This is a genomic window from Vibrio sp. WZ-1, from assembly GCF_052037695.1.
Classification (GTDB): domain Bacteria; phylum Pseudomonadota; class Gammaproteobacteria; order Enterobacterales; family Vibrionaceae; genus Vibrio.
Genome location: NZ_JBQEQR010000076.1, coordinates 266511 through 293323, shown reverse-complemented (window position 1 = coordinate 293323; position 26813 = coordinate 266511). Strand labels below are relative to the sequence as shown.

Below are 26813 nucleotides of genomic sequence, written 5' to 3'. Positions count from 1 at the left end.
CGAATGATACTCTCCGGTGTCAATAATTTCAGCAGTTAATTTGCAAAGTAGAGAGGTTGATATGTGCCTAAAAATCGAGAATGGTTGGTTGACGAAGGCAAAGCACGTGCCATCGCCATTTTTTGATGCTCGTTCAGACAAAGAAGACATCTCTCTGCTGGTGGTTCACAACATCAGTTTGCCGCCAGGGCAGTTTGGTGGTTCTTACATAGAGGACTTTTTTACGGGCAATCTCGATCCTAAAGCACATCCATTTTTTGAGGTAATTCACAAAATGGGCGTTTCGGCACATTGCTTAATAAAGCGTAATGGTGAAATAGTTCAGTTTGTTTCTTTTCTTGATAGGGCATGGCATGCAGGGCAGTCTAGCTTCGCTGGCCGTGAACGTTGCAACGATTATTCGATTGGTGTTGAGCTCGAAGGTACCGAGTTTATTGCCTATACAGAAGAACAATATCAATCACTTACGGCTTTGACCCATGCGGTCATGCAGACCTACCCGAAAATCACTTTACCTCGGATTACAGGACATCAGTTCATTGCTCCCTTGAGAAAAGCGGACCCTGGTCTAAGCTTTGACTGGGTCAAGTTCCGGCACCAAGTAAACGCCGACTTGTAGCGAAAGTGTAAATTTAAAAAACAGAAATAAATAAGGCATACACTCAGGTATGCCTTTTTTTGATACAAGAAATATGAGCGCTTGTTAAAAGTTAACTACATTTTGAACGTTTAAAACGGTCAGTGATGAATAACTGTACAGATAATTTTGTCATTTTTTGTTTTTGTTGATCAAATTTACTAGCACGCAGACTCCCCAACTGTTTTGTTTATGTAATTGGTCATACCAATTTTATTGCTGTTTTAATGGGCGATTGTTATCAAAGTGTTGGTTGTAGGTCTGTTCTATGATTTAGGTCAATTTTTGGCTGGACAGTAACGTTTTAATTATGTTAATTTCTGCACCAACTTAAAATTGGTATTACCAATTACCTGCAAGAGTAGAAGAACAATAAATTATGGCTTATCAAAGGATTCGTCAGCCAAAGCTCTCTGATGTTATTGAACAAGAGCTAGAAAGGTTGATTGTGGAAGGAACACTCTCTCCGGGGCAGCAGTTGCCACCAGAGCGCGAACTCGCTAAGCAGTTCGATGTGTCTCGTCCATCTGTCCGTGAAGCCATTCAGCGTTTAGAAGCAAAACGTCTGCTTACTCGTCGTCAAGGCGGTGGCACATTCGTTAGCGAAAACATCTGGAAAAGCTTTTCAGATCCTTTATTGAACTTATTGTCAACTCACTCCGAAACGCAGTTAGACCTACTTGAATCGCGTCATGCGATGGAAGGCATTTCAGCGTACTTTGCAGCATTACGTGGTACCGATGAGGATTTTGCTCGTATTCAGGCATGCTTGAATCAAATCAGTGAAGAGCAAAAAGGCGATAACGTTGAGGCAGAAGCTGCTGCGGTTATGCAGTTTCTGATTGCTTTGACCGAAGCGGCACACAATGTCGTCCTGCTTCATATTGTTCGTAGTCTTGCCCCTTTGCTTGAGCAAAATGTTTTACAGAATCTAAAGCTCTTACATCGCCGCGATGAAGTGGTCGATAAAGTAAGTAAACACAGAGCTAATATCGTGGATGCGATTGTTTCTGGTCAGCCTGAAAAGGCACGTGAAATGTCTCACTCACATTTAGCTTATATTGAAGAAACATTGTTGGATTTGACTCGAGAAGAGTCTCGACGAGAGCGTTCTCTGCGTCGAATTCAGCAAGGTAACGATTCTTAACACAAGAACCGCTTACTTAAATAAGTAGATCCAACCAACAGAAGGATAGATCGCCATGTCTGACATGAAGCATGACGTAGATGCACTGGAAACTCAAGATTGGCTACAAGCCCTTGAATCCGTTGTTCGTGAAGAAGGTGTAGAACGTGCACAGTTTCTACTAGAAACCGTTCTAGAAAAAGCACGTCTAGACGGCGTTGATATGCCAACTGGCATCAACACAAACTACATCAACACTATTCCAGCTGCACAAGAGCCAGCTTACCCTGGTGATGTAACTCTTGAGCGTCGTATTCGTTCGATTATTCGCTGGAACGCAATCATGATCGTATTGCGTGCTTCTAAGAAAGACCTAGACCTTGGTGGTCACATGGCTTCTTACCAGTCAGCAGCAGCGTTCTACGAAGTTTGTTTCAACCACTTCTTCCGTGCTCCAAACGAGACGGACGGTGGCGATCTAGTTTACTACCAAGGTCACATTTCACCGGGTATCTACTCTCGTGCATTCGTTGAAGGCCGTCTAACTGAAGAGCAGCTAGACAACTTCCGTCAAGAAGTAGACGGTAAAGGCGTACCTTCATACCCGCACCCTAAACTAATGCCAGAGTTCTGGCAGTTCCCAACAGTATCTATGGGTCTTGGTCCAATCTCTGCTATTTACCAAGCGCGTTTCCTTAAGTACCTAAACGGCCGTGGCCTGAAAGATACTTCTGCTCAACGTGTATACGCTTTCCTAGGCGACGGTGAGATGGATGAGCCAGAATCACGCGGTGCTATCTCTTTCGCTGCGCGTGAGAAGCTAGACAACCTATGTTTCCTAATCAACTGTAACCTACAGCGTCTAGACGGCCCTGTAATGGGTAACGGTAAGATCATTCAAGAGCTTGAAGGTCTGTTTAAAGGTGCTGGTTGGAACGTAGTTAAAGTTATCTGGGGCAACAACTGGGATGCACTACTAGCTAAAGATACGACTGGTAAGCTACTACAGCTTATGAACGAGACGATCGATGGCGACTACCAAACATTCAAATCTAAAGATGGCGCATACGTACGTGAGCACTTCTTTGGTAAGTACCCAGAAACAGCTGCACTAGTTGCAGACATGACTGACGACCAAATCTTCGAATTGAAGCGCGGTGGTCACGATTCTTCTAAGCTGTTTGCTGCATTTAACAATGCAAAAGAAACAAGCGGCAAGCCAACAGTAATCCTAGCTAAGACTGTTAAAGGTTACGGCATGGGCGAAGCGGCTGAAGGTAAGAACATCGCTCACGGTGTTAAGAAGATGGACATGACTCACGTACAATACCTACGTGATCGTCTAGGTCTACAAGACATTCTTTCTGATGAGAAAGTGGCTGAGCTTCCATACCTGAAACTGGAAGAAGGCTCTGCTGAGTACGAATACTTGCATGCTCGTCGTAAAGCTCTGAAAGGTTACACGCCACAGCGTCTACCTAACTTCACACAAGAGTTCAAAGTACCAGAACTAGAAGAGTTCGCTCCTCTACTAGGTGCTCAGAAGCGTGAAATCTCAACGACTATGGCTTACGTACGTACGTTGAACATTCTGCTTAAAGACAAGAACATCGGTAAGAACATTGTTCCTATCATCTGTGATGAAGCGCGTACGTTCGGTATGGAAGGTCTATTCCGTCAAGTGGGTATCTACAACCCAGACGGTCAAGAATACACACCGGAAGATAAAGGCATCGTTTCTTACTACAAAGAAGCAACATCAGGCCAAGTTCTTCAAGAAGGTATCAACGAACTAGGTTCAATGGCATCTTGGGTTGCTGCTGCTACTTCTTACAGCACAAACGATCTGCCAATGATCCCGTTCTACATCTACTACTCAATGTTCGGTTTCCAACGTATTGGTGACATGGCATGGCTAGCAGGTGACCAACAAGCTCGTGGCTTCCTACTAGGTGCTACAGCTGGTCGTACAACACTGAACGGTGAAGGTCTACAGCACGAAGATGGTCACTCGCACATTCAAGCGAACACTATCCCGAACTGTATCTCTTACGACCCAACATTCGCTTACGAGCTAGCAGTAATCATGCAAGATGGTATCCGTCGTATGTACGGTCCTGAGCAAGAAAACATTTACTACTACCTAACAGTAATGAATGAAAACTACGCAATGCCAGCAATGCCAGAAGGCGCTGAAGAAGGCATCCGTAAAGGTATCTACAAGCTTGAGTCTCACGAAGGTGCTAAGGGTAAAGTTCAGCTAATGAGCTCTGGTACTATCATGAACGAAGTACGTAAAGCAGCGACTATCCTAAGCGAAGAGTACGGCGTAGCATCTGACGTGTTCTCTGTAACTTCATTCAACGAGCTAACTCGTGATGGTCAAAATGCAGAGCGTTACAACATGCTTCACCCAGAAGCTGAAGCGAAAGTGCCTTACATCACTACTGTTCTTGGTAACGAACCAGCAATCGCTGCGACGGATTACATGAAGAACTACGCTGAGCAAGTACGTGCATTCATGCCAACTGAGTCTTACAAAGTTCTTGGTACTGACGGTTTCGGTCGCTCAGACAGCCGTGAGAACCTACGTCGTCACTTCGAAGTTAATGCAGGCTACGTGGTAGTTGCAGCACTAACTGAACTAGCGAAACGTGGTGATGTTGAGAAGTCTGTTGTTGCTGAAGCAATTGCTAAGTTCAACATCGACACTGAAAAAACAAACCCACTTTACGCTTAATACAGCGCTTAACTAGAAGGTAAATAAGCAATGGCAATCGAAATTAATGTACCTGACATTGGTGCGGATGAGGTTGAAGTTACTGAGATTCTTGTAAGCGTTGGCGACAAGGTTGAAGAAGAACAGTCTCTGATCACTGTTGAAGGCGACAAAGCTTCTATGGAAGTTCCAGCGTCTCAAGCAGGTATCGTTAAAGAAATCAAAGTAGCAGAAGGTGATTCTGTTACGACTGGTTCTCTTATCATGATTTTCGAAGCCGAGGGTGCAGCTGACGCTGCACCTGCTCCTGCGGCGGAAGCGGCTCCAGCAGCAGCTCCAGCTCCAGCAGCAGCGGCAGCAGAACTAAAAGAAGTTCACGTTCCTGATATCGGTGGCGACGAAGTAGAAGTTACTGAGATCATGGTTAAAGTTGGCGATGCAGTAGAAGAAGAGCAATCACTTCTAACTGTAGAAGGCGACAAAGCTTCAATGGAAGTTCCTGCACCATTCGCTGGTATCGTTAAAGAAATCAAGATCGCTTCTGGTGATTCAGTTTCTACTGGTTCTCTAGTAATGGTATTCGAAGTAGCTGGTTCAGCACCTGCAGCAGCTCCGGTTCCTGCGGCGGCAGCACCTGCGGCGGCTCCAGCGGCAGCAGCTGACAAAGAAGTAAACGTACCAGACATCGGCGGTGACGAAGTAGAAGTTACTGAGATCATGGTTAAAGTTGGCGATACAGTAGAAGAAGAGCAATCTCTAATTACTGTAGAAGGCGACAAAGCTTCTATGGAAGTACCAGCACCATTCGCAGGTACAGTTAAAGAGATCAAGATTGCTGAAGGCGACAAAGTAACGACTGGCTCTCTAATCATGATTTTCTCTACAATGGAAGGCGAAGTAGCTGGTTCAGTTCCTGTAGCTCCAGTTGCATCAGCGGCTCCTTCGGCAGCAGCTCCAGCGCCTGCGGCGGCTCCTGCTCCAGCAGCAAAAGCTGAAGCGGCACCTGCAGCGAACGATTTCCAAGAAAACGGTGACTACGCACACGCATCTCCAGTTGTTCGTCGTCTAGCTCGTGAATTTGGCGTTAACCTATCTAAGGTTAAAGGTACTGGTCGTAAGAGCCGTATCCTGAAAGAAGACGTTCAAGCTTACGTTAAAGATGCACTTAAGCGTCTTGAGTCTGGTGCTGCAGCATCTGGCAAAGGCGGTGACGGTAGCGCGCTTGGTCTACTACCTTGGCCAAAAGTTGATTTCAGCAAGTTCGGTGAAACTGAAGTTCAGAAACTTTCTAAGATTAAGAAAATTTCTGGTGCTAACCTGCACCGTAACTGGGTAATGATCCCTCACGTTACACAGTGGGATAACGCTGACATCACTGAGCTAGAAGCATTCCGTAAAGAACAGAACGCAATCGAAGCGAAGAAAGACACTGGTATGAAGATCACGCCACTTGTGTTCATCATGAAAGCGGTAGCGAAAGCACTAGAAGCGTTCCCAGCGTTTAACTCTTCTCTATCTGAAGATGGCGAAAGCATCATTCTTAAGAAGTACGTGAACGTAGGTATCGCAGTAGATACGCCAAACGGTCTGGTTGTTCCTGTATTTAAAGACGTGAACAAGAAAGGCATCTACGAGCTATCTGAAGAGCTAATGGCTGTGTCTAAGAAAGCACGTGCTGGTAAGCTAACGGCAGCTGACATGCAAGGTGGTTGTTTCACAATCTCTAGCCTTGGTGGCATCGGCGGTACGGCATTTACGCCAATCGTAAACGCGCCAGAAGTTGGTATCCTAGGTGTTTCTAAATCTGAAATGAAGCCAGTGTGGAACGGTAAAGAGTTCGAACCACGCCTACAACTTCCACTGTCTCTATCATACGACCACCGTGTGATTGATGGTGCAGAAGGTGCACGCTTCATTACTTTCCTAAACGGTGCATTATCAGACATTCGTCGCCTAGTACTGTAATTTAGAAAGTAATAGTTAAGGTGGCTTTCGGGTCACCTTACTTCTTTATATAAAAGACTATTTTTAGACGACAATTTCTCCCATCGTTCAGAATCTGAAAGATGAATTGTTGTCTAGCTCACAGGCTAACTTAAAGCTGCTTTCACACTGTTAACATCTCTGTAAAATATTGATCGTTTGAAAGCCTAATAATTTAAGAACATCTACTCAGCCTGTTAGGGATAATGACTACAAGAGGTCACAATGAGCAAAGAAATTAAAGCCCAAGTTGTTGTACTTGGTTCTGGTCCTGCTGGTTACTCAGCTGCATTCCGTTGTGCGGACTTAGGTCTAGAAACAGTACTAGTTGAACGTTACAGCACTCTTGGCGGTGTATGTCTAAACGTTGGTTGTATTCCATCTAAAGCACTTCTTCACGTTTCAAAAGTTATCGAAGAAGCGAAAGCGATGGCTGAGCACGGTGTTGTGTTTGGCGAACCACAAACAGACATCAGCAAAATCCGTATTTGGAAAGAGAAAGTTGTAAACCAACTGACTGGTGGTCTTAGCGGTATGGCTAAGATGCGTAACGTTACTGTAGTAAACGGCTACGGTAAGTTCACAAGCCCTAACTCTATCCTTGTAGAAGGCGAAGGCGAGTCAACAACTGTTAACTTCGACAACGCTATCATTGCTGCAGGTTCTCGCCCAATCAAACTGCCATTCATCCCGCATGAAGACCCACGTATTTGGGATTCAACGGATGCTCTAGAGCTGAAAGAAGTACCAGAAAAACTGCTTATTATGGGTGGTGGTATCATCGGTCTAGAAATGGGTACGGTTTACCACTCTCTAGGTTCTAAAGTAGACGTAGTAGAGATGTTTGACCAAGTTATCCCTGCTGCGGATAAAGACATCGTTAAAGTCTTTACTAAGCGCATTAAGAACAAGTTTAAGCTAATGCTTGAAACTAAAGTAACAGCAGTTGAAGCGAAAGAAGACGGTATCTACGTTTCAATGGAAGGCAAGAAAGCACCAGCGGAAGCTGAGCGTTACGATGCCGTTCTTGTTGCTATCGGTCGTGTTCCAAACGGTGCACTAATCGACGCTGAAAAAGCAGGTATCGAAGTTGACGAGCGTGGTTTTATCAACGTTGATAAGCAAATGCGTACTAACGTTCCTCACATCCACGCGATCGGTGACGTTGTTGGTCAACCAATGCTTGCTCACAAAGGTGTGCATGAAGGCCACGTAGCGGCTGAAGTTATCTCTGGTAAGAAGCACTACTTCGATCCTAAAGTAATCCCATCAATCGCTTACACTGAGCCAGAAGTAGCATGGGTTGGTAAGACTGAGAAAGAAGCGAAAGCAGAAGGCATCAACTACGAAGTGGCAACATTCCCTTGGGCAGCATCAGGTCGTGCAATCGCATCTGACTGTGCAGACGGTATGACTAAGCTAATCTTCGATAAAGAAACTCACCGCGTAATCGGTGGTGCTATCGTTGGTACTAACGGTGGTGAACTACTTGGTGAAATCGGTCTAGCTATCGAGATGGGTTGTGATGCAGAAGATATCGCACTAACTATCCACGCTCACCCAACTCTACACGAGTCAGTGGGTCTAGCTGCTGAAGTATTTGAAGGTTCAATCACTGACCTTCCAAACAAAAAAGCAGTTAAAAAGAAAAAGTAACTTTTTCTTAGCTACTCGCTAATGTTTTTAGAAACCGCTGATTCGTCAGCGGTTTTTTTATTGGAAGAAAAGAACGCTACGTTTGGAGGTTCGGGAGTGTTCCGCTTTAGGAATCGAGAGCTGGTTGTGGGAAGGCTAATGAAAGAGGGTCGGCTCTAAAGGAGTTGACTTGTTTCAAGAAAGACAAATTATTATCGCTTATCGCTTATCGCTTATCGCTTATCGCTTATCGCTTATCGCTTATCGCTTATCGCTTATCGCTTATCGCTTATCGCTTATCGCTTATCGCTTATCGCTTATCGCTTATCGCTTATCGCTTATCGCTTATCAAAAACAAAAAAGGCCAATACCTAAGTATCAGCCTTTGATTTAATCAAATTCGCGTTTCAGCTTAATGGTCGCGGTTGTAGATGCAAAGCATATCTAAGTAAGAATTAACTAAGCTAGCTAGTTCAGATTCACTCTTAGAACGATTTGCTTGTACAAATAACGAATAACAAATGCCGTGGAACAAGTTTGCCAAGTGCTCTGGCTCATGCTCAGAACAAACTTCACCACGTTCGATCGCTTTGATGAACATGTTTTGCACCAGTAGTTGGTTAGTGCGGTTTGTCGTTACAAATAGTGGCCATACTTCATCACGTGTTGATGCACTCCACTCAAACCATACTTTTAACCAATGACAATCTTGGCTTACTAGCTCTATCATTGCGTTAGTGATGTTGGCGATATTCTCACGTGCATGAATGTCTAAGTCGATATTATCTGAAAGGAAGTTAGAAAACTGACGTACAACATGATTCAAAACTTCATCAACCAAATCTTCACGAGTAGGGAAGTAGTTAAATACTGTCGCCACAGAAACTTGTGCGATTTCAGCAATGTCTGCGTGGCCGCCACGGCCAATACCTCGACGAGCAAACACTTCAAGAGCGATTTCCATCAGCTGTTGTTTACGTTTTAGAGGTGAAAGCCTAGTACGAGGCCTCTTTGCAATTGAGTCCATAATAAATTTCCTTGCCATTTGAGTTGATTATTTAGCGTTTAATACGCTTATATTTGATTATTCTAATAATTGCTTAAAGCTTGATGAGTGTAATGGTGCATATGATTAAGGTCAATATGCAATCAATAATTTATCGATAGGAATGTCATTACTGGAGCATTTTTCATCAACTGCTTATCAGAACTTAGATGTAGATCTAAAAATCCCTTTGGGGTGCAGAGCGCTTTTATCACTCAACTCGTGGTGTTACACTACGCTGCGTAAAAAGGTGATCGTTTGCGTACGACCAACCTCAACTCACAAGAATATTGAGCACAGTATGAAACATACAGTAGAAGTTATGATTTCTGAGCAAGAAGTTCAGGAGCGTATTCGCGAATTAGGCAAGCAAATTACAAAACGTTACCAAGGTAGTGAAGACCTGGTTTTGGTTGGTTTGCTTCGTGGTTCATTTGTCTTTATGGCGGATCTAGCACGTGCCATTGATCTGACTCATCAGGTCGACTTTATGACTGCCTCGAGCTACGGTAATACGATGGAAAGCTCTCGTGATGTGCGTATCCTTAAAGATCTAGATGACGATATCAAAGGTAAAGATGTTCTGATCGTCGAAGATATTATTGATACGGGTAATACGCTGAACAAGATCCGTGAGATTCTTTCTCTACGTGAGCCAAAATCGATTGCTATCTGTACGCTGTTAGACAAGCCATCACGTCGTGAAGTTGATGTGCCTGTTGATTACGTCGGTTTTGCGATTCCTGATGAGTTTGTTGTTGGTGTGGGTATCGACTACGCTCAGAAATATCGTCACCTACCGTTCATTGGTAAAGTAGTACCTCAAGAGTAATCACCACAACTCTTGGTTGAGAATATAAAAAAACGCCCGTTAAGAGATTAACGGGCGTTTTTTCAATCTAGGCAGTGATTAGCGACAAAGCAGTTTATTATCCGAGTTGAGGATAGTTGCTAGTGCTTTCTGATACGACGCCTCAACGGTCTCTTTTGAGTTTGAGCGGATGCCTAAATATTCAAGGCGACCATCTTCAATCCCATAAACAACGCCATGAATTTCTACATCCTGACCACGTTCCCAAGCATTTTGCATAATGGTCGAGTTACCTAGGTTGTAGACTTGTTCAGCTACATTTATTTCACCAAGTTTATCAGCACGGTCTTCGACTGGCATTTGGTCAAGATAAGTACGGTGTTTAAAGTAGAGATCTCGGATATGAAGAAGCCAGTTATTAATAAGCCCAAGTTGAGGGTTATCGATAGCAGCATTTACACCACCACAACCATAGTGCCCGCAGACAATAATATGCTTCACTTTTAATACGTCGACCGCGTATTGCACAACCGAAAGACAGTTTAGGTCGGTATGGATCACTTGATTAGCGACATTTCGGTGAACAAAAAGCTCGCCAGAAAAAAGTCCGGTTAATCGCTCTGCAGGTACACGGCTATCGGAACATCCAATCCAAAGAAAATCAGGCTTCTGACCTTCGGCTAGCTTTGCAAAATATTCTGGACGATCAGATTTAATTTCTTCCGACCATTTCGAGTTATTTTCGAATAATTGTTTAATTTCCGGCATCTGGCAATCTACTTCCCTAATAATTCAAAAAGCTCATCGCTCGAGTGTGCTTACAAAGCGATCAGCGCTGTAACTATACACAATGTTACAATTTCGATCCCGTTAAATATTCATCAAAGATGACTCATCTGACGAGTTCTCGCTGATAAAATCATAAAATATGCAGGCATCATTCATTAAACAAATAGGCTTGCTAATAAAGTGGTCTTTTTTGGTTTTTTTCTACATCGAATTATTTGATAAATTGATGGAATTTTATCTTTTTTATGCAGGGAGCAAATTCAATGTTCGGTAGTCGCTTTAAGGATATCAACTTGAAAGGGGATCTGTTTGGGGGCGTTACGACGGCCATCATTTCACTTCCTCTTGCATTAGCTTTTGGTGTGGCATCAGGTGCCGGTGCGGAAGCGGGGCTTTGGGGGGCAATAATGGTGGGGCTTTTCGCTTCGCTGTTTGGTGGCTCGAATACCCTAATTTCTGAGCCAACCGGTCCGATGACAGTAATCATGACAGCTGTGTTGACCAGTATGATGGCGAAGTACCCAGAAACAGGTATGGCAATGACCTTTACCGTGGTGATGATGGCTGGGGCATTCCAAGTTGTGCTTGGTACATTAAAGCTGGGTAAGTACGTCACGCTAATGCCCTATAGCGTAATATCAGGCTTTATGTCCGGTATTGGTGTGATTCTGATTATCTTACAGTTATCTCCTTTACTTGGTCATGCAGCTCCTTCTGGTGGGGTTATTGGGACGCTTTCAGCATTGCCAGAGACTATTTCAAACCTTAAGTTTAGTGAGCTGTTTTTAGGTTTGCTAACGTTAGGTATCTTATTCTTCTTCCCTAAACAGTACCGTAAATACGTTCCGGCGCAGCTGGTGGCGCTTGTCGCGGTAACCTTGCTATCTGTCATCGTATTTGACGTAGAAGACATTCGCCGAATCGGTGAAATTCCAGCGGGCTTACCATCTTTGGTTGTGCCACATATCGATCCAGCTATGTTCACTGAGATGGTTATTGATGCATTGGTATTGGGTACACTAGGTTGTATTGATACCTTATTAACCGCAGTGATTGGTGACTCTTTGACGCGTAAAGAGCACGATTCGGACAAGGAGCTGCGCGGGCAAGGTTTGGCAAACATGATCTCTGGCCTGTTTGGTGCACTGCCAGGTGCAGGCGCGACAATGGGGACCGTAACCAACATCCAAGTCGGTGCTCGTTCACCATTATCCGGAGTCATTCGCGCACTGATTCTGGCGTTGGTGGTACTGGTTGCCAGTGGCCTGACGGAGCCAATCCCAATGGCGGTGCTGGCCGGCATTGCGGTGTATGTCGGTTTCAATATTCTTGATTGGAGTTTTATCCAACGTGCTCATAAGGTGAGCTTCCCGGGGATGGCGGTCATGTATGGCGTAATGCTATTGACGGTGTTTGTTGATTTGATCGTCGCTGTAGGATTGGGGGTATTCATTTCTAATATCATTATCATTGAGCGCTTGAGTCGAGAGCAAGCACGCCAAGTGAAGGCAATCAGTGATGCGGATGAAGATGATGTGCCGCTAACAGACAGTGAGCGAGGCCTGTTGGATCGAGCGAATGGTAAAGTGTTGTTCTTCTATCTTTCGGGGCCAATGATCTTCAGTGTATCGAAAGCCATTTCTCGCCAACACTCTAGTATCTCCGATTATGAAGTGATGATCCTCGATCTGACTGATGTGCCGATGATTGATGTCACGGTAGGCTTAGCGCTTGAGAATGCGATCAAAGATGCTTTGGATGCGGAGTGTGAAGTTTACTTGCTGTGTCCGAACCAACGCACTCGTGAACAGTTAGAGAAGTTCCATGTGATTGATTTAGTGCCTGATGAGAACACCTACAAGTTCCGATACGAAGCACTGAATGCGGCGATAAAGCATGTAGAAACAGATGAGCATAAAATGCTAACTATGTAATCTAAGTGACTTATTTAAAAGCGCTACCGGAGATAATTGGTGGCGCTTTTTTGTTGGTCTGAGATGGGACATTGATAGTTAACCTCAGTTCGGGATAATTTAAGCCATTCAGTACAGCTACTTAAGCGCCTAACTTCGTTAAAATCAACGCAATAGACCAGCTATTGACTTGTGATTTTGCCTTGTTTGGCGTCTTAATTAGCAGCACTGCCTAAATTGATAGGCTAACTATATGAATGTTTTAACATTGGTGACTTTCTTATCCCGAGCTGAGGTTAGTTATTTCTAGTTTTATGGAAAGGTTTATTTGTATTCATCGTTATTCAACGATAAACTAATTCAACTTCAGTGCAATACCGTTTTTGATTTTTGATTAGCTATCAATGAGCTACTACGGTATTGGCATTCACGATTCATCAACAGATGGCAACTATTACGCAATGTACGCATTAGAAATTGAACAGCTTCGCAAGACTTATGCGGGCGGATTTGAAGCGTTGAAGGGTATCAGTCTAAAAGTAGAAAAAGGTGACTTTTACGCGCTTCTAGGGCCGAATGGTGCTGGCAAATCAACCACTATTGGCATTATCTCTTCATTAGTAAACAAAACTTCCGGTACGGCTAAGGTTTTTGGTTACGACATTGATACGCACCTTGAACTAGCGAAGCAAAACCTAGGTTTGGTACCGCAAGAGTTCAATTTCAACCAATTTGAAACGGTTGAGCAGATTGTGATTCAGCAAGCGGGTTACTACGGTGTATCTAAAACGCTGGCGAAAGAACGTGCTGAGAAGTATCTGACCAAGCTCGATTTATGGGAAAAGCGCAAAGAGCGTGCGCGTAACCTATCGGGTGGTATGAAGCGTCGTTTGATGATTGCGCGAGCCTTGATGCATGAGCCTCAACTACTGATTCTTGATGAACCGACGGCCGGTGTGGATATCGAGCTACGTCGCTCAATGTGGGATTTCTTAAAAGAGATTAACCAAGAGCAGGGCATTACTATTATCCTAACCACACACTATCTTGAAGAAGCAGAAATACTATGTCGCAACATCGGTATCATCAATAAAGGTCAGCTGATTGAGAACACAACGATGAAAGCGCTACTCGGAAAACTTCGTGTTGAAACTTTCATTCTCGATGTCGAGTTTGATGGTGAGATGCCTGAGTTAACGGGTGTGAATAGTCAAGCGATGATCAATGGTTCGCTAGAGATTGAACTGGATAAGAGCCAAGGGTTGAACTCAGTGTTTAGTCAACTCTCTGAGCATGGTGTGAAAGTACTTTCTATGCGTAACAAGGCGAATCGTTTGGAAGAGCTGTTTGTCAGCATCGTGCGTGGAGGTAACCAATAATGTACAAGTTATATTGGACGGCTTTTTGTAGTCTGCTGACAAAAGAAATCAATCGCTTCACTCGTATTTGGGTACAGACCTTAGTGCCACCAGCAATTACGATGACGCTGTACTTCATCATTTTTGGTAGCTTGATTGGTTCCCGTATTGGGGAAATGAACGGGTTCAGCTACATGGAATACATCGTGCCGGGTTTGATAATGATGTCGGTGATCACCAACTCGTACTCCAACGTGGCGTCGTCGTTCTTTAGTTCTAAGTTCCAGCGTAACATTGAAGAGTTACTAGTGGCGCCAGTGCCGAACTACATCATTATTCTTGGTTTTGTTATGGGTGGTGTGGTTCGTGGTTTGTTAGTGGGGACCATCGTGACGTTCGTGTCGCTGTTCTTTGTAGATCTGCAAGTCGACCATTGGGGCATCATAATTGCGACAGTATTTATGACTTCTGTAGTGTTCTCACTCGGTGGCTTGATTAATGCGGTGTATGCGAGAACGTTTGATGACATCTCTATCATTCCTACCTTTGTATTAACGCCACTCACTTATCTTGGTGGGGTGTTTTACTCAATCAACCTGTTGCCTGAGTTTTGGCAAGGGGTGTCTAAACTGAACCCTATCGTCTACATGGTGAATGCATTCCGTTATGGCTTCCTTGGTGTGTCTGACGTGGGTATTGTCACTTCGTTTAGCGTACTAACGGTGTTTGTGGTTGCGCTTTATGCGGTCGCTCATTACCTAATCACCAAAGGTATTGGTTTAAGAAGCTAATACAAAAATTATTGAAAGAGCAGCCATCAGAGCTGCTCTTTTTCTATGCATATCTATACATTCTCATACAATTTTTCCTCTCTTAACATGCTAGTTTTTACTCATTTACTGTAAATGCATTTGTTGTAAACGAGTGATGCCATGAATATCGTCCCGTCGCCCTCTTTTTCCTTTAAATTGCTGTATCCCAAATACTGGTCCGTGTGGTTTGCATTTGGGTTGTTAGCATTGATCGTCAACGTTCTTCCGTATTCGTTATTGCGTGCTGTGGGAACAGGTATAGGCTCCCTTGCTATGTTGCCAATGAAGCGTCGCCGAAAAATTGCTAAGCGTAATCTTAAGCTTTGTTTTCCTGAATATAACGATCAACAGTGTGAGGAGTTGGTTAAGGTAAACTTTAAATACACCGGTATGGCACTGATTGAAACGGGGATGGCTTGGTTTTGGCCTGAATGGCGGGTAAAACGTTTGGTGGCGGTGGTTGGTAAAGAACACATTCTAGAACAAGAAAGAGATGGGCGTGGTGTGCTGGTGATATGTAGCCACCATCTTAACTTAGAGATGACGGCCCGTATTTTTAGCCAATTTGCAAAAGGATACGGTGTGTATCGCCCGAACTCAAACCCAGCTTATGAGTTTATTCAGCATCGCGGTCGAACGCGCTTTGGGCATCAAATGATAGACCGAAAAGACGTGAAGTCGATGCTCAAGGTTTTGAAAAGTGGTCAGCGACTGTGGTACCTGCCTGATCATGATTACGGGGTGAATAATTCTGTCTTTGCGCCTTTCTTTGCCGTCGAACAGGCAGCAAGCACGGCTGGCTCGAGTGTATTGATTGATGCAACCAAGTGTGCAGTGATGTCCGGAGTGACGGTCATGAGCGACAACCAATATACGCTTTACATTGGTGAAGATCTGAGTGAGCAATTTGAAAGACGCAATCCGGTTAAAGCGGCGAGTATCTTGAATCAAGAAATCGAGGGGATGATAAAACGAGATATTCCTGCATGGATGTGGTTACACAAGCGATTTAAGACTCGGCCTGAAGGGCTGCAGAGTGTTTACTCATAAAGTCAAATCACCATATGTAAAAAAGGTCGGCATATAGCCGACCTTTTTCAAGCGATTGGTTTACTCTGCATTTGCTGAGCTATCTTCACTTGACTCTTCTTCTTTAGTTTCTACAACCATATCAACCGTTTGGTTATCGATTAGGCGTGTTTTACCTAAGAATGCAGACATCAGGATCACCGCTTGTGCAGTCTCTGTAGTGATGGCTTGAAGTGTACGAGCATCACGAATGAAGATTTCATCTGGCTGTAGGCCAGCTGCGCGCAATTGGTCGTTCGCATCTTCAATCACTGAAGCGTAATCATCACGACCGCCACGCATAGCACTGCTGATCCAACGCATCGTGCGAGCCAATACTGGTGCGCGTTGACGTTCATCGATGGTCAGTAGACCGTTACGCGAACTCATGGCAAGGCCATCCATCTCACGTACCGTTGGGACGCCAATAATTTCGATGTCCATCGCTAGGTCTTCAACCATCTTGCGAATCACAGCAAGTTGTTGGAAGTCTTTCTCACCGAAGCAAGCAACATCAGGCTGAACAATGTTGAAAAGTTTGTTCACGATGGTGGTTACACCGCGGAAGTGACCTGGACGTGAGGCACCTTCAAGGATGCTTGATAGGCCTGGAACGTCAACGAACGTTTGTTTGTCTAAGCCTTCAGGGTAGATGATTTCTGGTGTTGGTGTAAACACCACTTCTACGCCTTCGCCACCTAGTTTGCTTAGGTCTTCTTCTAAAGTGCGAGGGTAGTTGTTTAAATCGTCTGCACGGTCAAACTGCATCGGGTTTACAAAGATGCTTACGACAACGACATCAGCGTATTCGCGCGCTTTACGAACAAGTGTTAAATGACCTTCATGTAGATTGCCCATCGTTGGGACAAACGCCACTTTACGGCCTTCTCGTTTAAAGGCTTTGATCTGTTCACGAACTGCTGAAATTTCCGCAAAAGTTTGCATGCATTTATCCTCTAGGCAATGGTATGAGCTTCGTCTGGGAACGCACCGCTTTCAACATCAGCCATGTATTGAGCCACAGCTTTGCGCATATCACCTGCTTCAGCAAGGAAGTTTTTCGAGAATTTTGGCATGTAATTCGCCGAAATTCCAAACATATCGTGCATTACAAGAATTTGACCGTCTGTCACATTACCAGCACCGATGCCAATCACTGGCACATCAAGTACTTGTGTAATGCGCGCTGCCAAGTCAGCAGGAACACACTCTAGTAAAACAATTTGAGCACCGGCTTCTTGCAATGCCAGAGCGTCTTTAACCATACGATCCGCTTTTTCTTGATCGCGACCTTGTACCTTGTAACCACCAAAGATGTTTACAGATTGAGGTGTTAGACCAAGGTGAGCACAAACTGGAACTGCACGTTCAGTTAGCATCTTAACGGTATCAACTAACCAATCACCGCCTTCAATTTTTACCATGTTTGCACCAGCACGCATTAGCGTTGCTGCGTTCTCACACGCTTGCTCAGGCGTTGCATAGCTCATGAATGGCATATCAGCCATCAATAGACAATTAGGGCTACCAGCGCGCACACAGCGTGTGTGATAAGCGATATCTTCAACGGTCACAGGTAATGTATCTGATTTACCTTGCAGAACCATGCCTAGAGAGTCACCTACCAATAAAACCGGCATTTCTTGGCTTTCAAAAAGTTGGGCAAAGCTTGCATCGTATGCAGTTGAAGTAGCAAATTTACGACCTTCTTGCTTCCACTTAATCAGGTCGTTAATGGTCATTTTTTTCATTGTTTTTTCCTCACTAGGAGTTGGCTATGACTGCCAAATGCTGAGGCCGTTTCGATCTACTTGCTTAAGTAGTGACGACACCTCGGTCCCGTCTGGGAGTTGTAAACTTGGTGCAATTTCCGCAAGAGGGTAGAGTACGAACTCGCGCTCTCTCATTCCATAATGTGGAACTGTCAGTCTTTCGGAATCAATCACCTCATTGCCGTACAGAATCATGTCGAGATCCAAGGTTCTTGGCCCCCAACGCTCATCTTTACGGACACGCCCTTGCTCTTGCTCAATTGCTTGAGTGCAATCGAGCAGTTCAAGAGGCGTCAAATTGGTTTTTATCGCCACCACCGCATTGATGTAATCCGGTTGGTTCTGTGGTCCCATCGGAGTGCTGCTGTAAAGCGAAGAGGCTTGCACAAACTCACAGTTTGGTAGCGTTTTTAAAGCCTCAATTGCTTGTTTCGCTTGGCTGACAGGATCAGCCAAGTTACTGCCTACCGCAATGTACGCTGTGATCATGACTTTGGCTTGCTCTTTTTCTTGCGATAGGTTTTACGGCGGCGTTGGCCAGTTTTTGGTGTTTGACCATCCAGATCGGCTGCCATCGCTTGGCGCATTTCACGGCCTGCATTTTGGAAAGTTTCCCACCACTTGGCAAGCTTCTGAGTATCGCCGCCCTCAATTTCACCGCGCATTTCAAGAAAATCAAATCCAGCTCTAAATTTATTGAGCTCCATTAGACGGAATGCGCGCTTACCGTTGCGTCGTGGAAGACGTAACTGCAGCTGCCAAATTTCACGAATGGTTGCGGTATGACGGCGTGGAATTGCGATGGTACGAACTTGGTCGTCAAGAATGATATTACTCGCTTCCATAATCGCATCGTAATGGCACAGATTGCGCTGTTCCATTAATTTGTCTGCCATCGCACACAGTGGATACCACAACATTGCAGCAAACATAAACGCAGGGTTAATACGTTTACCTTCTTCGATACGCATATCGGTTGAGTCGAGCACTAAATCAAGCATTTGCTCGGTATGAGACTCGTAGTCTTCGGTAAAGTGCTCAGCAATGACTGGGAATAGTTGCTGGAATAGATTGTACTCGCGCAGCAGATGGTAGGTTTCTAGACCATGGCCGGATTGCAGCATCTTCAATGATTCTTCGAAAAGGCGAGCAGATGGAATATCACGTAGTAGTGGTGCCATCTCTTCAATCGGTGCTGCAGTATCTTCTTCGATATCGAAGTCGAGTTTCACCGCAAAGCGAACCGCGCGTAGCATACGCACTGGGTCTTCACGGTAACGGGTTTCTGGGTCACCAATCAGGCGAACAAGACGGTCTTCTAGATCTTCAATACCACGCGCATAATCGTGAATTGAGTAATCTGCGATGTTGTAGTACATCGAGTTAATCGTGAAGTCACGGCGCTCTGCATCTTCATCAATAGTGCCGTAAACATTGTCACGAAGTAGCATGCCTTCTTTAGACTGTTGGGAGACGTTCTTGTTCTTTTGCTCTTGGTGGTGACCGCGGAAGGTCGCAACTTCGATGATGTCTCGGCCAAACATGATGTGAGCCAGACGGAATCGTCGACCAATCAAACGGCAGTTTCTAAATAGCTGCTTGATCTGTTCTGGTGTCGCGTTAGTTGCGATATCGAAGTCTTTTGGTTTTTGTCCAAGCAGTAAGTCTCGAACCCCGCCACCCACAAGAAAAGCATCGAAACCAGCACCGTTTAGTCGGTAGAGCACCTTCAGTGCATTATCACTGATCTGCTTACGCGAAATGTTGTGCTCTTCACGAGTAATTACATTGAGAGCGAGTTCTGGGATCATGGCAGATTCGCTTGTTGTATAGTCGTTTGTATTCATGTGCATCTGGCAATAACTGGGTTTAATCCAATTTTGCTTTGGTTAGTTTTTTACGCCTCTAGGGCCAATTTTGCGGCTAATGATAGCCTACACAGTGCCATTTGAGAATCACGGTGTGATCTCGATCTCTGCTGGAAGCTGTTCTAAGTGCCAATTTTCGCATCCCCAACACAGTATTTCATCTATGTTGGTGGCTTTAATTTCCGATGGGATATCGAAGCCCAAAAATGTCATGGCATGCAGCAGAGCTGGTCTCGGATTGTTGATATCAATGGCTGTCGCATGATTTTGCTTCGACAGCTTGTTGCCATTGCTGTCCATCGCCAAAGGTAAATGCAAGTAGCTTACTTCTGGTTGACCAAGGATTTGATACAAGCTGATTTGACGACCTGTGGGTTCTATTAAATCGGCACCACGGACGACCTCGGTCACGCCTTGGTCGATATCATCTAATACTACCGCAAGATTATAAGCAAATAATCCATCTCGGCGTTTAATAATGAAATCTTCATTTACCAATGGTTCTGGAATGGTCATCTGACCATGCCTCTGGTCGAGAAAACGAGCGACTGGCTTGGTCATTTTTAGGCGAATTGCGCCTTCTTTCAAGCCCCTGTCACGGCAAGTGCCGGGATAATAACCACCGTGCTCTTTAATTTGCTTACGCGAGCACTGACAGTAATAGGCGTCACCGTTCTCCAGCCAAGCATCAATTTGTGCTTGATATAAGTGGTGGCGTTCGCTTTGGTAAACAACATCGCCATCCCAATGTAGGCCATAAGCTTGTAGCGCTTTCAGGATTGCTTCAGAAGCGCCTGGCATTTCTCTCGGTGGATCAAGATCTTCAATACGAACGAGCCAGTCACCATGATTAGCCTTTGCTTGAAAGTAGCTACCTAGAGCTGCGACTAGAGACCCAAAGTGTAATGGCCCAGAAGGGGATGGTGCGAATCGACCTACATAGCGTGTCATGCGTGTATCTCGAAATTATTCTAATAAAGCTAAGCCAAAACAAAAAGGGAGCCTGAGCTCCCTTTCAATAATCATAATGCTTGGTTGATTAACCCTGCATTTGTTTCTCTTTGATTTCTGCAAGTGTTTTACAGTCAATACAAAGGTCTGCGGTTGGACGCGCTTCAAGGCGACGAACACCAATTTCAACACCGCAAGATTCACAGAAGCCGAAATCTTCTTCAGTGATTTTATCTAGTGTTTTTTCGATCTTCTTGATCAGGCGACGCTCACGGTCACGGTTACGCAGTTCTAAGCTGAACTCTTCCTCTTGAGAAGCTCGGTCAACTGGATCTGGGAAGTTTGCTGCTTCGTCCTGCATATGGTGTACAGTGCGATCGACTTCTTCCCTGAGCTGATTACGCCAAGCTGTTAAGATCTTTGTAAAGTGTTCAACCTGCTCTGGTGACATGTATTCTTCACCAGGCTTTTCCTGATATGGCTCCACACCGGCAATGGCTAGGATGCCTATCGTTTTCTTCTTTGATTCTGGCATACAGCATCTCCTACTTACACCTAGTCAACTGCTTTGCAGTCAATTTAAGGCGGGTATCTATAGCAAAAAGAGGCGGTGCAGGCAATTACTGAATCGCAAACTTATCGTCATTGTGAAGGTGACATCATTTTTTCTCTTAATTGATAAACTCAATAGCAGAGATCAGTTTGATTTCAGTATTACTCAGTTCAGCTTTGTAGCAGAGAACTTCTACGCCCGCTTCTTGTGCTTGTTTTAGTAACGTTGAATATTTCGCGTCTATATGGTGTGCCGCAGATACTTTTTCAATACCTGAATGTAAAACAGTGAATAAAAGTATGGCTCTACTTCCAGTTTGTGCCATTTCTGTGAGCTCTCTTAGGTGTTTTTGTCCTCGAGTGGTCACGGCATCTGGGAAATATCCTTGTCCTGGTGAGCTTGTCTCATCAAGCAGGGTGACGCTCTTCACCTCTATATAGCACTTTGGTTTGTCACTTGCGCTGAGCAAGATATCAATTCGACTATTTTCATTACCGTATTTCACTTCAGTTTGAAGTTGGTCATACCCAAGCAGTTCTGAAATGACATTATTTTCAATCGCTTCTACTGCTAATTGGTTAGCGCGAGCAGTATTGATACAGATTCTGTGCCCTTGTGCGGTCTCACTAAGCTCCCAACTGTTTGGGTATTTACGCTTAGGGTTGTCAGAAGTGGAATACCAAACTTTATTACCCGGCGTTGCGCAGCCCGTCATTGCACCAGTGTTAGCGCAATGAATAGTACGAACTTCACCATTATCTAATTGGATATCGGCGAGGAAGCGTTTGTAGCGTTTGAGTAGAATTGCTGATTCTAAAATGGGTTCGAAGTGCATTTGCTTATTTAGCCATGAGGGTTTTTATGTACAATGTTGCCAACATTACATCATAGGGTATTTCCTTTGTCACAATTGCCGATTGAAGCCGTGATGCCACAATTACTTGCGGCGGTTAAAAATCAACATCAAGTGATCCTTAAAGCCGCTCCAGGTGCAGGCAAATCCACTTACTTTCCTCTGCAACTATTAAAAAGCAAAATCACGACAGGTAAAATCGTGATGCTAGAGCCGCGACGTCTTGCTGCACGTAATATAGCCTGCTATCTAGCGCAGCAGTTGGGAGAGCAAGTCGGTGAGCGCGTGGGTTATCGTGTTCGTGGTGAGGCAAAAGTAAGTGAAAGCACTCAGCTTGAGATTGTGACCGAAGGGATCATGACTCGCATGATTCAAAACGATCCTGAACTAGATGGTATCGATTTGCTGATTTTTGATGAATTTCATGAGCGTAGTATTCACGCAGATACCGCGTTGGCATTTAGTTTAGAAGTTCAAGAGGCACTACGAGACGACTTAAAACTGGTCGTAATGTCTGCAACGCTCGATCAAGACGCATTGCAATCTTTGCTACCAGAAGCGGCTTACATTGAATCGGAAGGGCGCAGTTTTGAGGTGGAAACGCGTTATTTACCGCTTGGGGCGAACGATTATCTGCCTACATCCATGGCAAAAACGATAGAGGGCTTGATACATAAAGAATCAGGCTCTTTACTTGCTTTCCTTCCCGGTATTGCGGCCATCAAACAGGTAGAAGAGCGTTTATCGCATCTGCCTGATAATGTAGAAGTGTGCCCTCTGTATGGTCAACTCAGCTTTTCTGAGCAGCAAAAAGCCATCTCTCCAGCGGCTTCAGGTAAGCGCAAGGTAGTACTCGCGACCAATATTGCCGAAACCTCATTGACTATTGAGGGAATTCGCTTGGTGGTGGATTCGGGATTAGAGCGTGTGGCGCGCTTTGATTTGAGAAATGGACTGACGCGATTAGAGCAAGTCCGAGTGGCGCAATCCTCGGCGATTCAACGAGCTGGCCGAGCAGGTCGTATCGAAGAGGGTATTTGTGTTCGTTTGTATTCTGAAAGTCAATTCAAACAGCAACCACAAGTACAGCAACCGGAAATCCTGCATTCTGATTTAGCAAGTTTAGTAATGGAACTGGCATTTTGGGGAGCGGGGGATATCTCTGACCTTAAATGGCTAAACATACCTTCTTCGGCATCGCTTGCCCAAGCTAAACAGTTGCTGATTTCTCTAGGATTGCTTACCGAGCAAGGTCAACTGACTCATGAAGGTAAGATTGCCCACGTTCTAGGTGTTGAACCTCGTTCTGCGGCCATGCTTATCCAAGCCCAGCGGCATAGTGAAAAAATGCTAAATACAGCGCTGGCAGCGGTCGCCCTTATTGAAGAGCCAGAGCGTAATGTGACTAACATTTCTCACAGTCTTCATCGTTGGGTGAGTGGTACGCATTCTAAGAAAACAATACTGAGTAAGCGTGTTCAAACCTTAGCTCATAAATTGGATACCGTATTCCGCTTATCGAATGTCGATGAGCGAGTGCTTTCATTGGTGTTAAGCCTGGCTTTTCCAGACCGAATCGCGCAGCAACGCGTGAATCAATATGGGCGCTTTACCTTAGCCAATGGTCACGGAGCTGAATGTCGAGCCGAAGATACGCTCGGTGGCAGTGAGTATCTCGTAGCTGTTGATTTGATGCGTTCGCATTCTAATTCGAGCCAAATTAATCTAGCTTGTGATTTAGATATCAACGCGTTGCAAGCAACTTTTCCTTCACTTTTTGCCGCGGTAGAAATGGTTGATTGGGATGACAAGAAAGGCCGTTTGATCGCAGAGCGTCAAGTCAAACTTGGTCAATTGGTGATTAAACGAGAAGCGTTGCCGAGTCCGGGTAAAGAAAAAATGACACAAGCTTTACTCACGTATGTCCGCCGCCAAGGGCTACACAGTCTAAACTGGTCACCTGCAGCGGAGAATTTACTGGAGCGTATTCGTTGTGCAGTGGAATGGTTGCCTGAGCAGGCTTGGCCAAGTTTCGATGAAACTCACTTGTTGGATAGCTTGGAAGAGTGGCTAGAGCCGTATATGAATACGGTGTCATCAGCAAAAGATTTGGCGAAGGTGAACTTAGTAGAGGCATTAAATGCTCGACTAGGCTGGCCTTTAAATCAAAACATTGATGAATGGTTACCAGAAGATTACCGCCTGCCAACCGGTTCGAAAAAACGAATTCGTTATCAGTTTGGTCATGAACCTGTGCTATCGGTTCGCATGCAAGAGGTGTTTGGTGAAAGCGCTTCGCCAACGGTAGCGCAAGGTCGTAAGCGATTGGTATTAGAGTTGTTGTCTCCCGCACAACGCCCTCTTCAGGTGACAACAGATTTAGCTGCCTTTTGGGCAGGTAGCTATAAAGAAGTGCAAAAAGAGATGAAAGGTCGTTATCCAAAGCATGTATGGCCGGACAATCCAGCAACCCATGTAGCGACAACGAAAACAAAAAGACAAATGAACAATGACTGATACTAAAAAGCCTGGAGCAAAAAGAGCCCCAGCCAAGAAAACAACGTCAAGCAAAACGACTACCGCTAAGAAAAACGGTGCAAAGCGACCGAGAAAATCACCACCGAAGAAGCCGAGTAATGGAAAACGCTCTTGGCTGAAAATGATTTGGTCATTCTGTTGGAAAGCGGGTATTGCACTTGCCGCAGTGTTGCTTTTTGTCGGGATCTACTTAGATAGCGTAGTGAAAGATCGTTTCGATGGGCAGTTGTTTGATCTGCCAACGGTCGTGTATGCGCGTATTCTGAATTTGAGTCCGGGTGAAAACATTACCATCAAAGAGATGCGTAACGAGTTGGATGTGTTGAATTACCGCAAGGTGAGTCAACCGCGCTATCCTGGTGAATATTCCTCTTCTTCGACGCGTATTGAATTGATCCGCCGTCCATTTGAATTTGCTGATGGCCCAGAGCCCGATCGCCATGTCATGCTGCACTTTTCAGACAGTGGTCTAAAGCGCATTCAATCCTTAGAGTCAAAAGGTGACCTTGGTTACTTACGCATTGAACCTAAAATGCTGGGCATGTTAGAGAAAGATCAAAACGAGCAACGTCTGTTTTTACGCCGAGATCAATTCCCAGAAGTGCTTGTCGATGCACTGTTAGCAACCGAAGACCGCGATTTCTATCAGCATGATGGCGTTTCGCCACTGGCGATTGGCCGTGCCCTTGTCGCTAACATTAAAGCGGGTCGTACCGTTCAGGGCGGTAGTACTCTGACTCAGCAGTTGGCGAAAAACCTATTCCTGACTCGCGATAAAACCTTATGGCGTAAAGTTCGTGAAGCTTACATTGCACTGATTCTGGATTACCGTTACAGCAAAGACCGTATTTTAGAAGCGTACCTGAATGAAGTTTACTTAGGTCAGAGCGGTGGGGATGCTATTCATGGTTTTGCTTTGGCATCGCGTTACTACTTCGGTCAACCGATTCAAGAGCTCCGTATTGACCAACTCGCTATGTTGGTAGGTATGGTGAAAGGACCGTCTTACTACAACCCAATTCGCTACCCTGAGCGCACTAAAACGCGTCGTGACTTGGTATTGCGTCTGTTGATGCAACAAGACATGTTGACAGCAGAGCAGTACGAACAAGCGGTAAATCGCCCGCTCGATACACAGAGCAAACCTCGTATCGCGAGTCGTCAGCCTGCTTATTTCCAGCAGTTGAATATCGAGTTGAAACAGAAGGTTGGCGATAACTTTAAGGCTGAAACGGGACTGCGTTTATTTACCTCTTTGGATCCAGTTTCGCAAAGTAAGCTAGAGCAAGCGATCGCGAAAAAAGTTCCAGAACTTGCGAAACGTGCAGGTAAAGATCTAGAAGCCGCTGCTGTTGCGGTAGATCGCCATAGTGGTGAAATCCGTGCCATGGTCGGTGGTAAACGCGTTGGTTATGAAGGCTTTAACCGCGCCTTGAATGCGAGTCGTCCGATTGGCTCTTTGGTTAAACCTGCGATCTACCTGACCGCATTAGAACAACCAGAGAAATACAATTTAGCGACCACGTTACACGACACGCCGTTGAGCTTAAAAGGTAGCAAAGGTACGGTTTGGGCGCCTCGCAATTTCGACCGTAAATTCCGTGGGGATGTGCCGTTGTATTTGGCTTTAGCAAAATCGCTCAATGTACCAACTGTTCGTTTGGGCATGCAGCTTGGCATTCCAGAGGTTTCAGACACATTGGAGCGTCTTGGTGTAGATAAGAACGAGATTCGCCCTGTTCCATCTATGTTTTTAGGCTCCTTCTCATTAACACCATTTGAAGTGGCACAGATGTACCAAACGGTTACTAACTCAGGTAAGCGAGCCAAACTAAGTGCCCTTCGCTCAGTTATCGACATGGATGGCAACGTGATTTATCAGTCACTGCCTCGCTCGTCTCAGGCGGTTGATCAGCAAGCAGCTTGGTTGACAACTTTTGCGATGAAGCAAGGTGTTGCACAAGGTACGGGACGATTCCTACAAAGCCAATTCGCATGGGCTGCACTTGCAGGTAAAACCGGTACTAGTAACGACAGTCGTGACAGTTGGTTTGTCGGTGTGGATGGTCGGGAAGTGACAACTGTCTGGCTTGGCCGTGATGACAATAAATCCACTAAACTAACGGGTTCTAGTGGTGCATTGCGTGTGTATGCGGAATATTTGAAACAGCGTATTCCAGAGCGACTAGAGCTGCCATGGCCAAAAGAGGTGACTACGTTAGGTTTCCAGAAAACGTCGAACGGCGCACTAGAAATGAATTGCCGCAGTGAATACAAGTTACCAGTGTGGGACAAAACCGGACAAATTAAGCAACAGTGTGAAAAAAAATCGAACTGGTTGAACAAGTTATTTGATTGGTAGGACCACCAAAAACACGATTG

At 45.0% G+C, this 26813-nt stretch carries 22 protein-coding genes; 13 read left to right on the top strand and 9 right to left on the bottom strand.

Annotation, left to right across the window (positions count from 1 at the left end):
* Positions 1-61 precede the first annotated feature (61 nt).
* The 6 genes from ampD (at position 62) to ACTS60_RS13825 (ending at position 8494) form a co-directional block, all read left to right on the top strand.
* Complete coding sequence (gene ampD / locus ACTS60_RS13850; RefSeq protein WP_440888705.1) at positions 62-619, top strand: 1,6-anhydro-N-acetylmuramyl-L-alanine amidase AmpD; 558 nt, start codon at positions 62-64, stop codon at positions 617-619.
* Between the two features lie 397 nt (positions 620-1016).
* Positions 1017-1784, top strand: a complete 768-nt coding sequence (gene pdhR / locus ACTS60_RS13845; RefSeq protein ID WP_005446261.1) for a pyruvate dehydrogenase complex transcriptional repressor PdhR — start codon at positions 1017-1019, stop codon at positions 1782-1784.
* Positions 1785-1839: 55 nt separating this feature from the next.
* The gene (gene aceE, locus ACTS60_RS13840; RefSeq protein ID WP_010450177.1) at positions 1840-4503 is read left to right on the top strand and encodes a pyruvate dehydrogenase (acetyl-transferring), homodimeric type; all 2664 of its coding nucleotides are present in this window, start codon (positions 1840-1842) and stop codon (positions 4501-4503) included.
* Between the two features lie 30 nt (positions 4504-4533).
* Positions 4534-6447, top strand: coding sequence for a pyruvate dehydrogenase complex dihydrolipoyllysine-residue acetyltransferase (gene aceF, locus ACTS60_RS13835; protein WP_440888704.1), 1914 nt, complete (start codon positions 4534-4536; stop codon positions 6445-6447).
* 243 nt (positions 6448-6690) lie between these two features.
* On the top strand, positions 6691-8121 hold the full coding sequence (gene lpdA, locus ACTS60_RS13830) for a dihydrolipoyl dehydrogenase (RefSeq protein WP_440888703.1): 1431 nt from the start codon (positions 6691-6693) through the stop codon (positions 8119-8121).
* Positions 8122-8290: 169 nt separating this feature from the next.
* Positions 8291-8494 (top strand): hypothetical protein, encoded by a 204-nt coding sequence (locus ACTS60_RS13825; RefSeq protein WP_440888702.1) that lies wholly within the window; start codon positions 8291-8293, stop codon positions 8492-8494.
* Positions 8495-8512: 18 nt separating this feature from the next.
* Here ACTS60_RS13825 and ACTS60_RS13820 read toward each other — a convergent pair whose 3' ends face one another.
* Positions 8513-9127 (bottom strand): LuxR/HapR/OpaR family quorum-sensing transcriptional regulator, encoded by a 615-nt coding sequence (locus ACTS60_RS13820; protein ID WP_010450170.1) that lies wholly within the window; start codon positions 9125-9127, stop codon positions 8513-8515.
* Positions 9128-9446: 319 nt separating this feature from the next.
* Between ACTS60_RS13820 and hpt the strand changes: the two genes are divergently transcribed.
* Positions 9447-9977 carry a hypoxanthine phosphoribosyltransferase gene (hpt, locus tag ACTS60_RS13815; protein WP_440888701.1) on the top strand — a complete coding sequence of 177 codons (531 nt, stop codon included), beginning with the start codon at positions 9447-9449 and terminating at the stop codon, positions 9975-9977.
* A gap of 78 nt (positions 9978-10055) precedes the next feature.
* On the opposite strand, the gene can is transcribed toward hpt, so the two are convergent.
* Positions 10056-10724, bottom strand: coding sequence for a carbonate dehydratase (gene can / locus ACTS60_RS13810; protein WP_440888700.1), 669 nt, complete (start codon positions 10722-10724; stop codon positions 10056-10058).
* A 284-nt stretch (positions 10725-11008) separates the two neighbouring features.
* Between can and ACTS60_RS13805 the strand changes: the two genes are divergently transcribed.
* From ACTS60_RS13805 to ACTS60_RS13790, 4 genes are all read left to right on the top strand, one after another.
* The gene (locus tag ACTS60_RS13805; protein WP_440888699.1) at positions 11009-12679 is read left to right on the top strand and encodes a SulP family inorganic anion transporter; all 1671 of its coding nucleotides are present in this window, start codon (positions 11009-11011) and stop codon (positions 12677-12679) included.
* Between the two features lie 440 nt (positions 12680-13119).
* Entirely contained in the window at positions 13120-14037 is a 918-nt protein-coding gene (locus ACTS60_RS13800) for an ABC transporter ATP-binding protein (protein WP_440888769.1), read from the top strand.
* Positions 14037-14807 carry an ABC transporter permease gene (locus tag ACTS60_RS13795; protein ID WP_440888698.1) on the top strand — a complete coding sequence of 257 codons (771 nt, stop codon included), beginning with the start codon at positions 14037-14039 and terminating at the stop codon, positions 14805-14807. The genes ACTS60_RS13800 and ACTS60_RS13795 overlap by 1 nt, the downstream gene beginning before the upstream one ends.
* A 141-nt stretch (positions 14808-14948) precedes the next feature.
* Positions 14949-15878 (top strand): Kdo(2)-lipid IV(A) acyltransferase, encoded by a 930-nt coding sequence (locus ACTS60_RS13790; RefSeq protein ID WP_440888697.1) that lies wholly within the window; start codon positions 14949-14951, stop codon positions 15876-15878.
* Between the two features lie 60 nt (positions 15879-15938).
* Here ACTS60_RS13790 and panC read toward each other — a convergent pair whose 3' ends face one another.
* From panC to sfsA, 7 genes are all read right to left on the bottom strand, one after another.
* Positions 15939-16841: a pantoate--beta-alanine ligase gene (gene panC / locus ACTS60_RS13785; protein WP_440888696.1), complete on the bottom strand. Its 903-nt coding sequence runs from the start codon at positions 16839-16841 to the stop codon at positions 15939-15941.
* Positions 16842-16852: 11 nt separating this feature from the next.
* Entirely contained in the window at positions 16853-17647 is a 795-nt protein-coding gene (gene panB, locus ACTS60_RS13780) for a 3-methyl-2-oxobutanoate hydroxymethyltransferase (protein WP_440888695.1), read from the bottom strand.
* 24 nt (positions 17648-17671) lie between these two features.
* Complete coding sequence (gene folK, locus ACTS60_RS13775) at positions 17672-18157, bottom strand: 2-amino-4-hydroxy-6-hydroxymethyldihydropteridine diphosphokinase (RefSeq protein ID WP_010450154.1); 486 nt, start codon at positions 18155-18157, stop codon at positions 17672-17674.
* The gene (pcnB, locus tag ACTS60_RS13770) at positions 18154-19521 is read right to left on the bottom strand and encodes a polynucleotide adenylyltransferase PcnB (RefSeq protein WP_440888694.1); all 1368 of its coding nucleotides are present in this window, start codon (positions 19519-19521) and stop codon (positions 18154-18156) included. Before pcnB ends, folK begins: the two co-directional genes overlap by 4 nt.
* A gap of 102 nt (positions 19522-19623) precedes the next feature.
* Complete coding sequence (gene gluQRS, locus ACTS60_RS13765) at positions 19624-20487, bottom strand: tRNA glutamyl-Q(34) synthetase GluQRS (protein ID WP_440888693.1); 864 nt, start codon at positions 20485-20487, stop codon at positions 19624-19626.
* A gap of 88 nt (positions 20488-20575) precedes the next feature.
* On the bottom strand, positions 20576-21022 hold the full coding sequence (gene dksA, locus ACTS60_RS13760) for an RNA polymerase-binding protein DksA (RefSeq protein ID WP_010450149.1): 447 nt from the start codon (positions 21020-21022) through the stop codon (positions 20576-20578).
* A 136-nt stretch (positions 21023-21158) separates the two neighbouring features.
* On the bottom strand, positions 21159-21875 hold the full coding sequence (gene sfsA, locus ACTS60_RS13755; RefSeq protein ID WP_440888692.1) for a DNA/RNA nuclease SfsA: 717 nt from the start codon (positions 21873-21875) through the stop codon (positions 21159-21161).
* 66 nt (positions 21876-21941) lie between these two features.
* Between sfsA and hrpB the strand changes: the two genes are divergently transcribed.
* Both hrpB and mrcB read left to right on the top strand, forming a co-directional pair.
* Positions 21942-24410: an ATP-dependent helicase HrpB gene (gene hrpB / locus ACTS60_RS13750; RefSeq protein ID WP_440888691.1), complete on the top strand. Its 2469-nt coding sequence runs from the start codon at positions 21942-21944 to the stop codon at positions 24408-24410.
* Positions 24403-26793 (top strand): penicillin-binding protein 1B, encoded by a 2391-nt coding sequence (mrcB, locus tag ACTS60_RS13745; RefSeq protein WP_440888690.1) that lies wholly within the window; start codon positions 24403-24405, stop codon positions 26791-26793. The genes hrpB and mrcB overlap by 8 nt, the downstream gene beginning before the upstream one ends.
* Positions 26794-26813 lie beyond the last annotated feature (20 nt).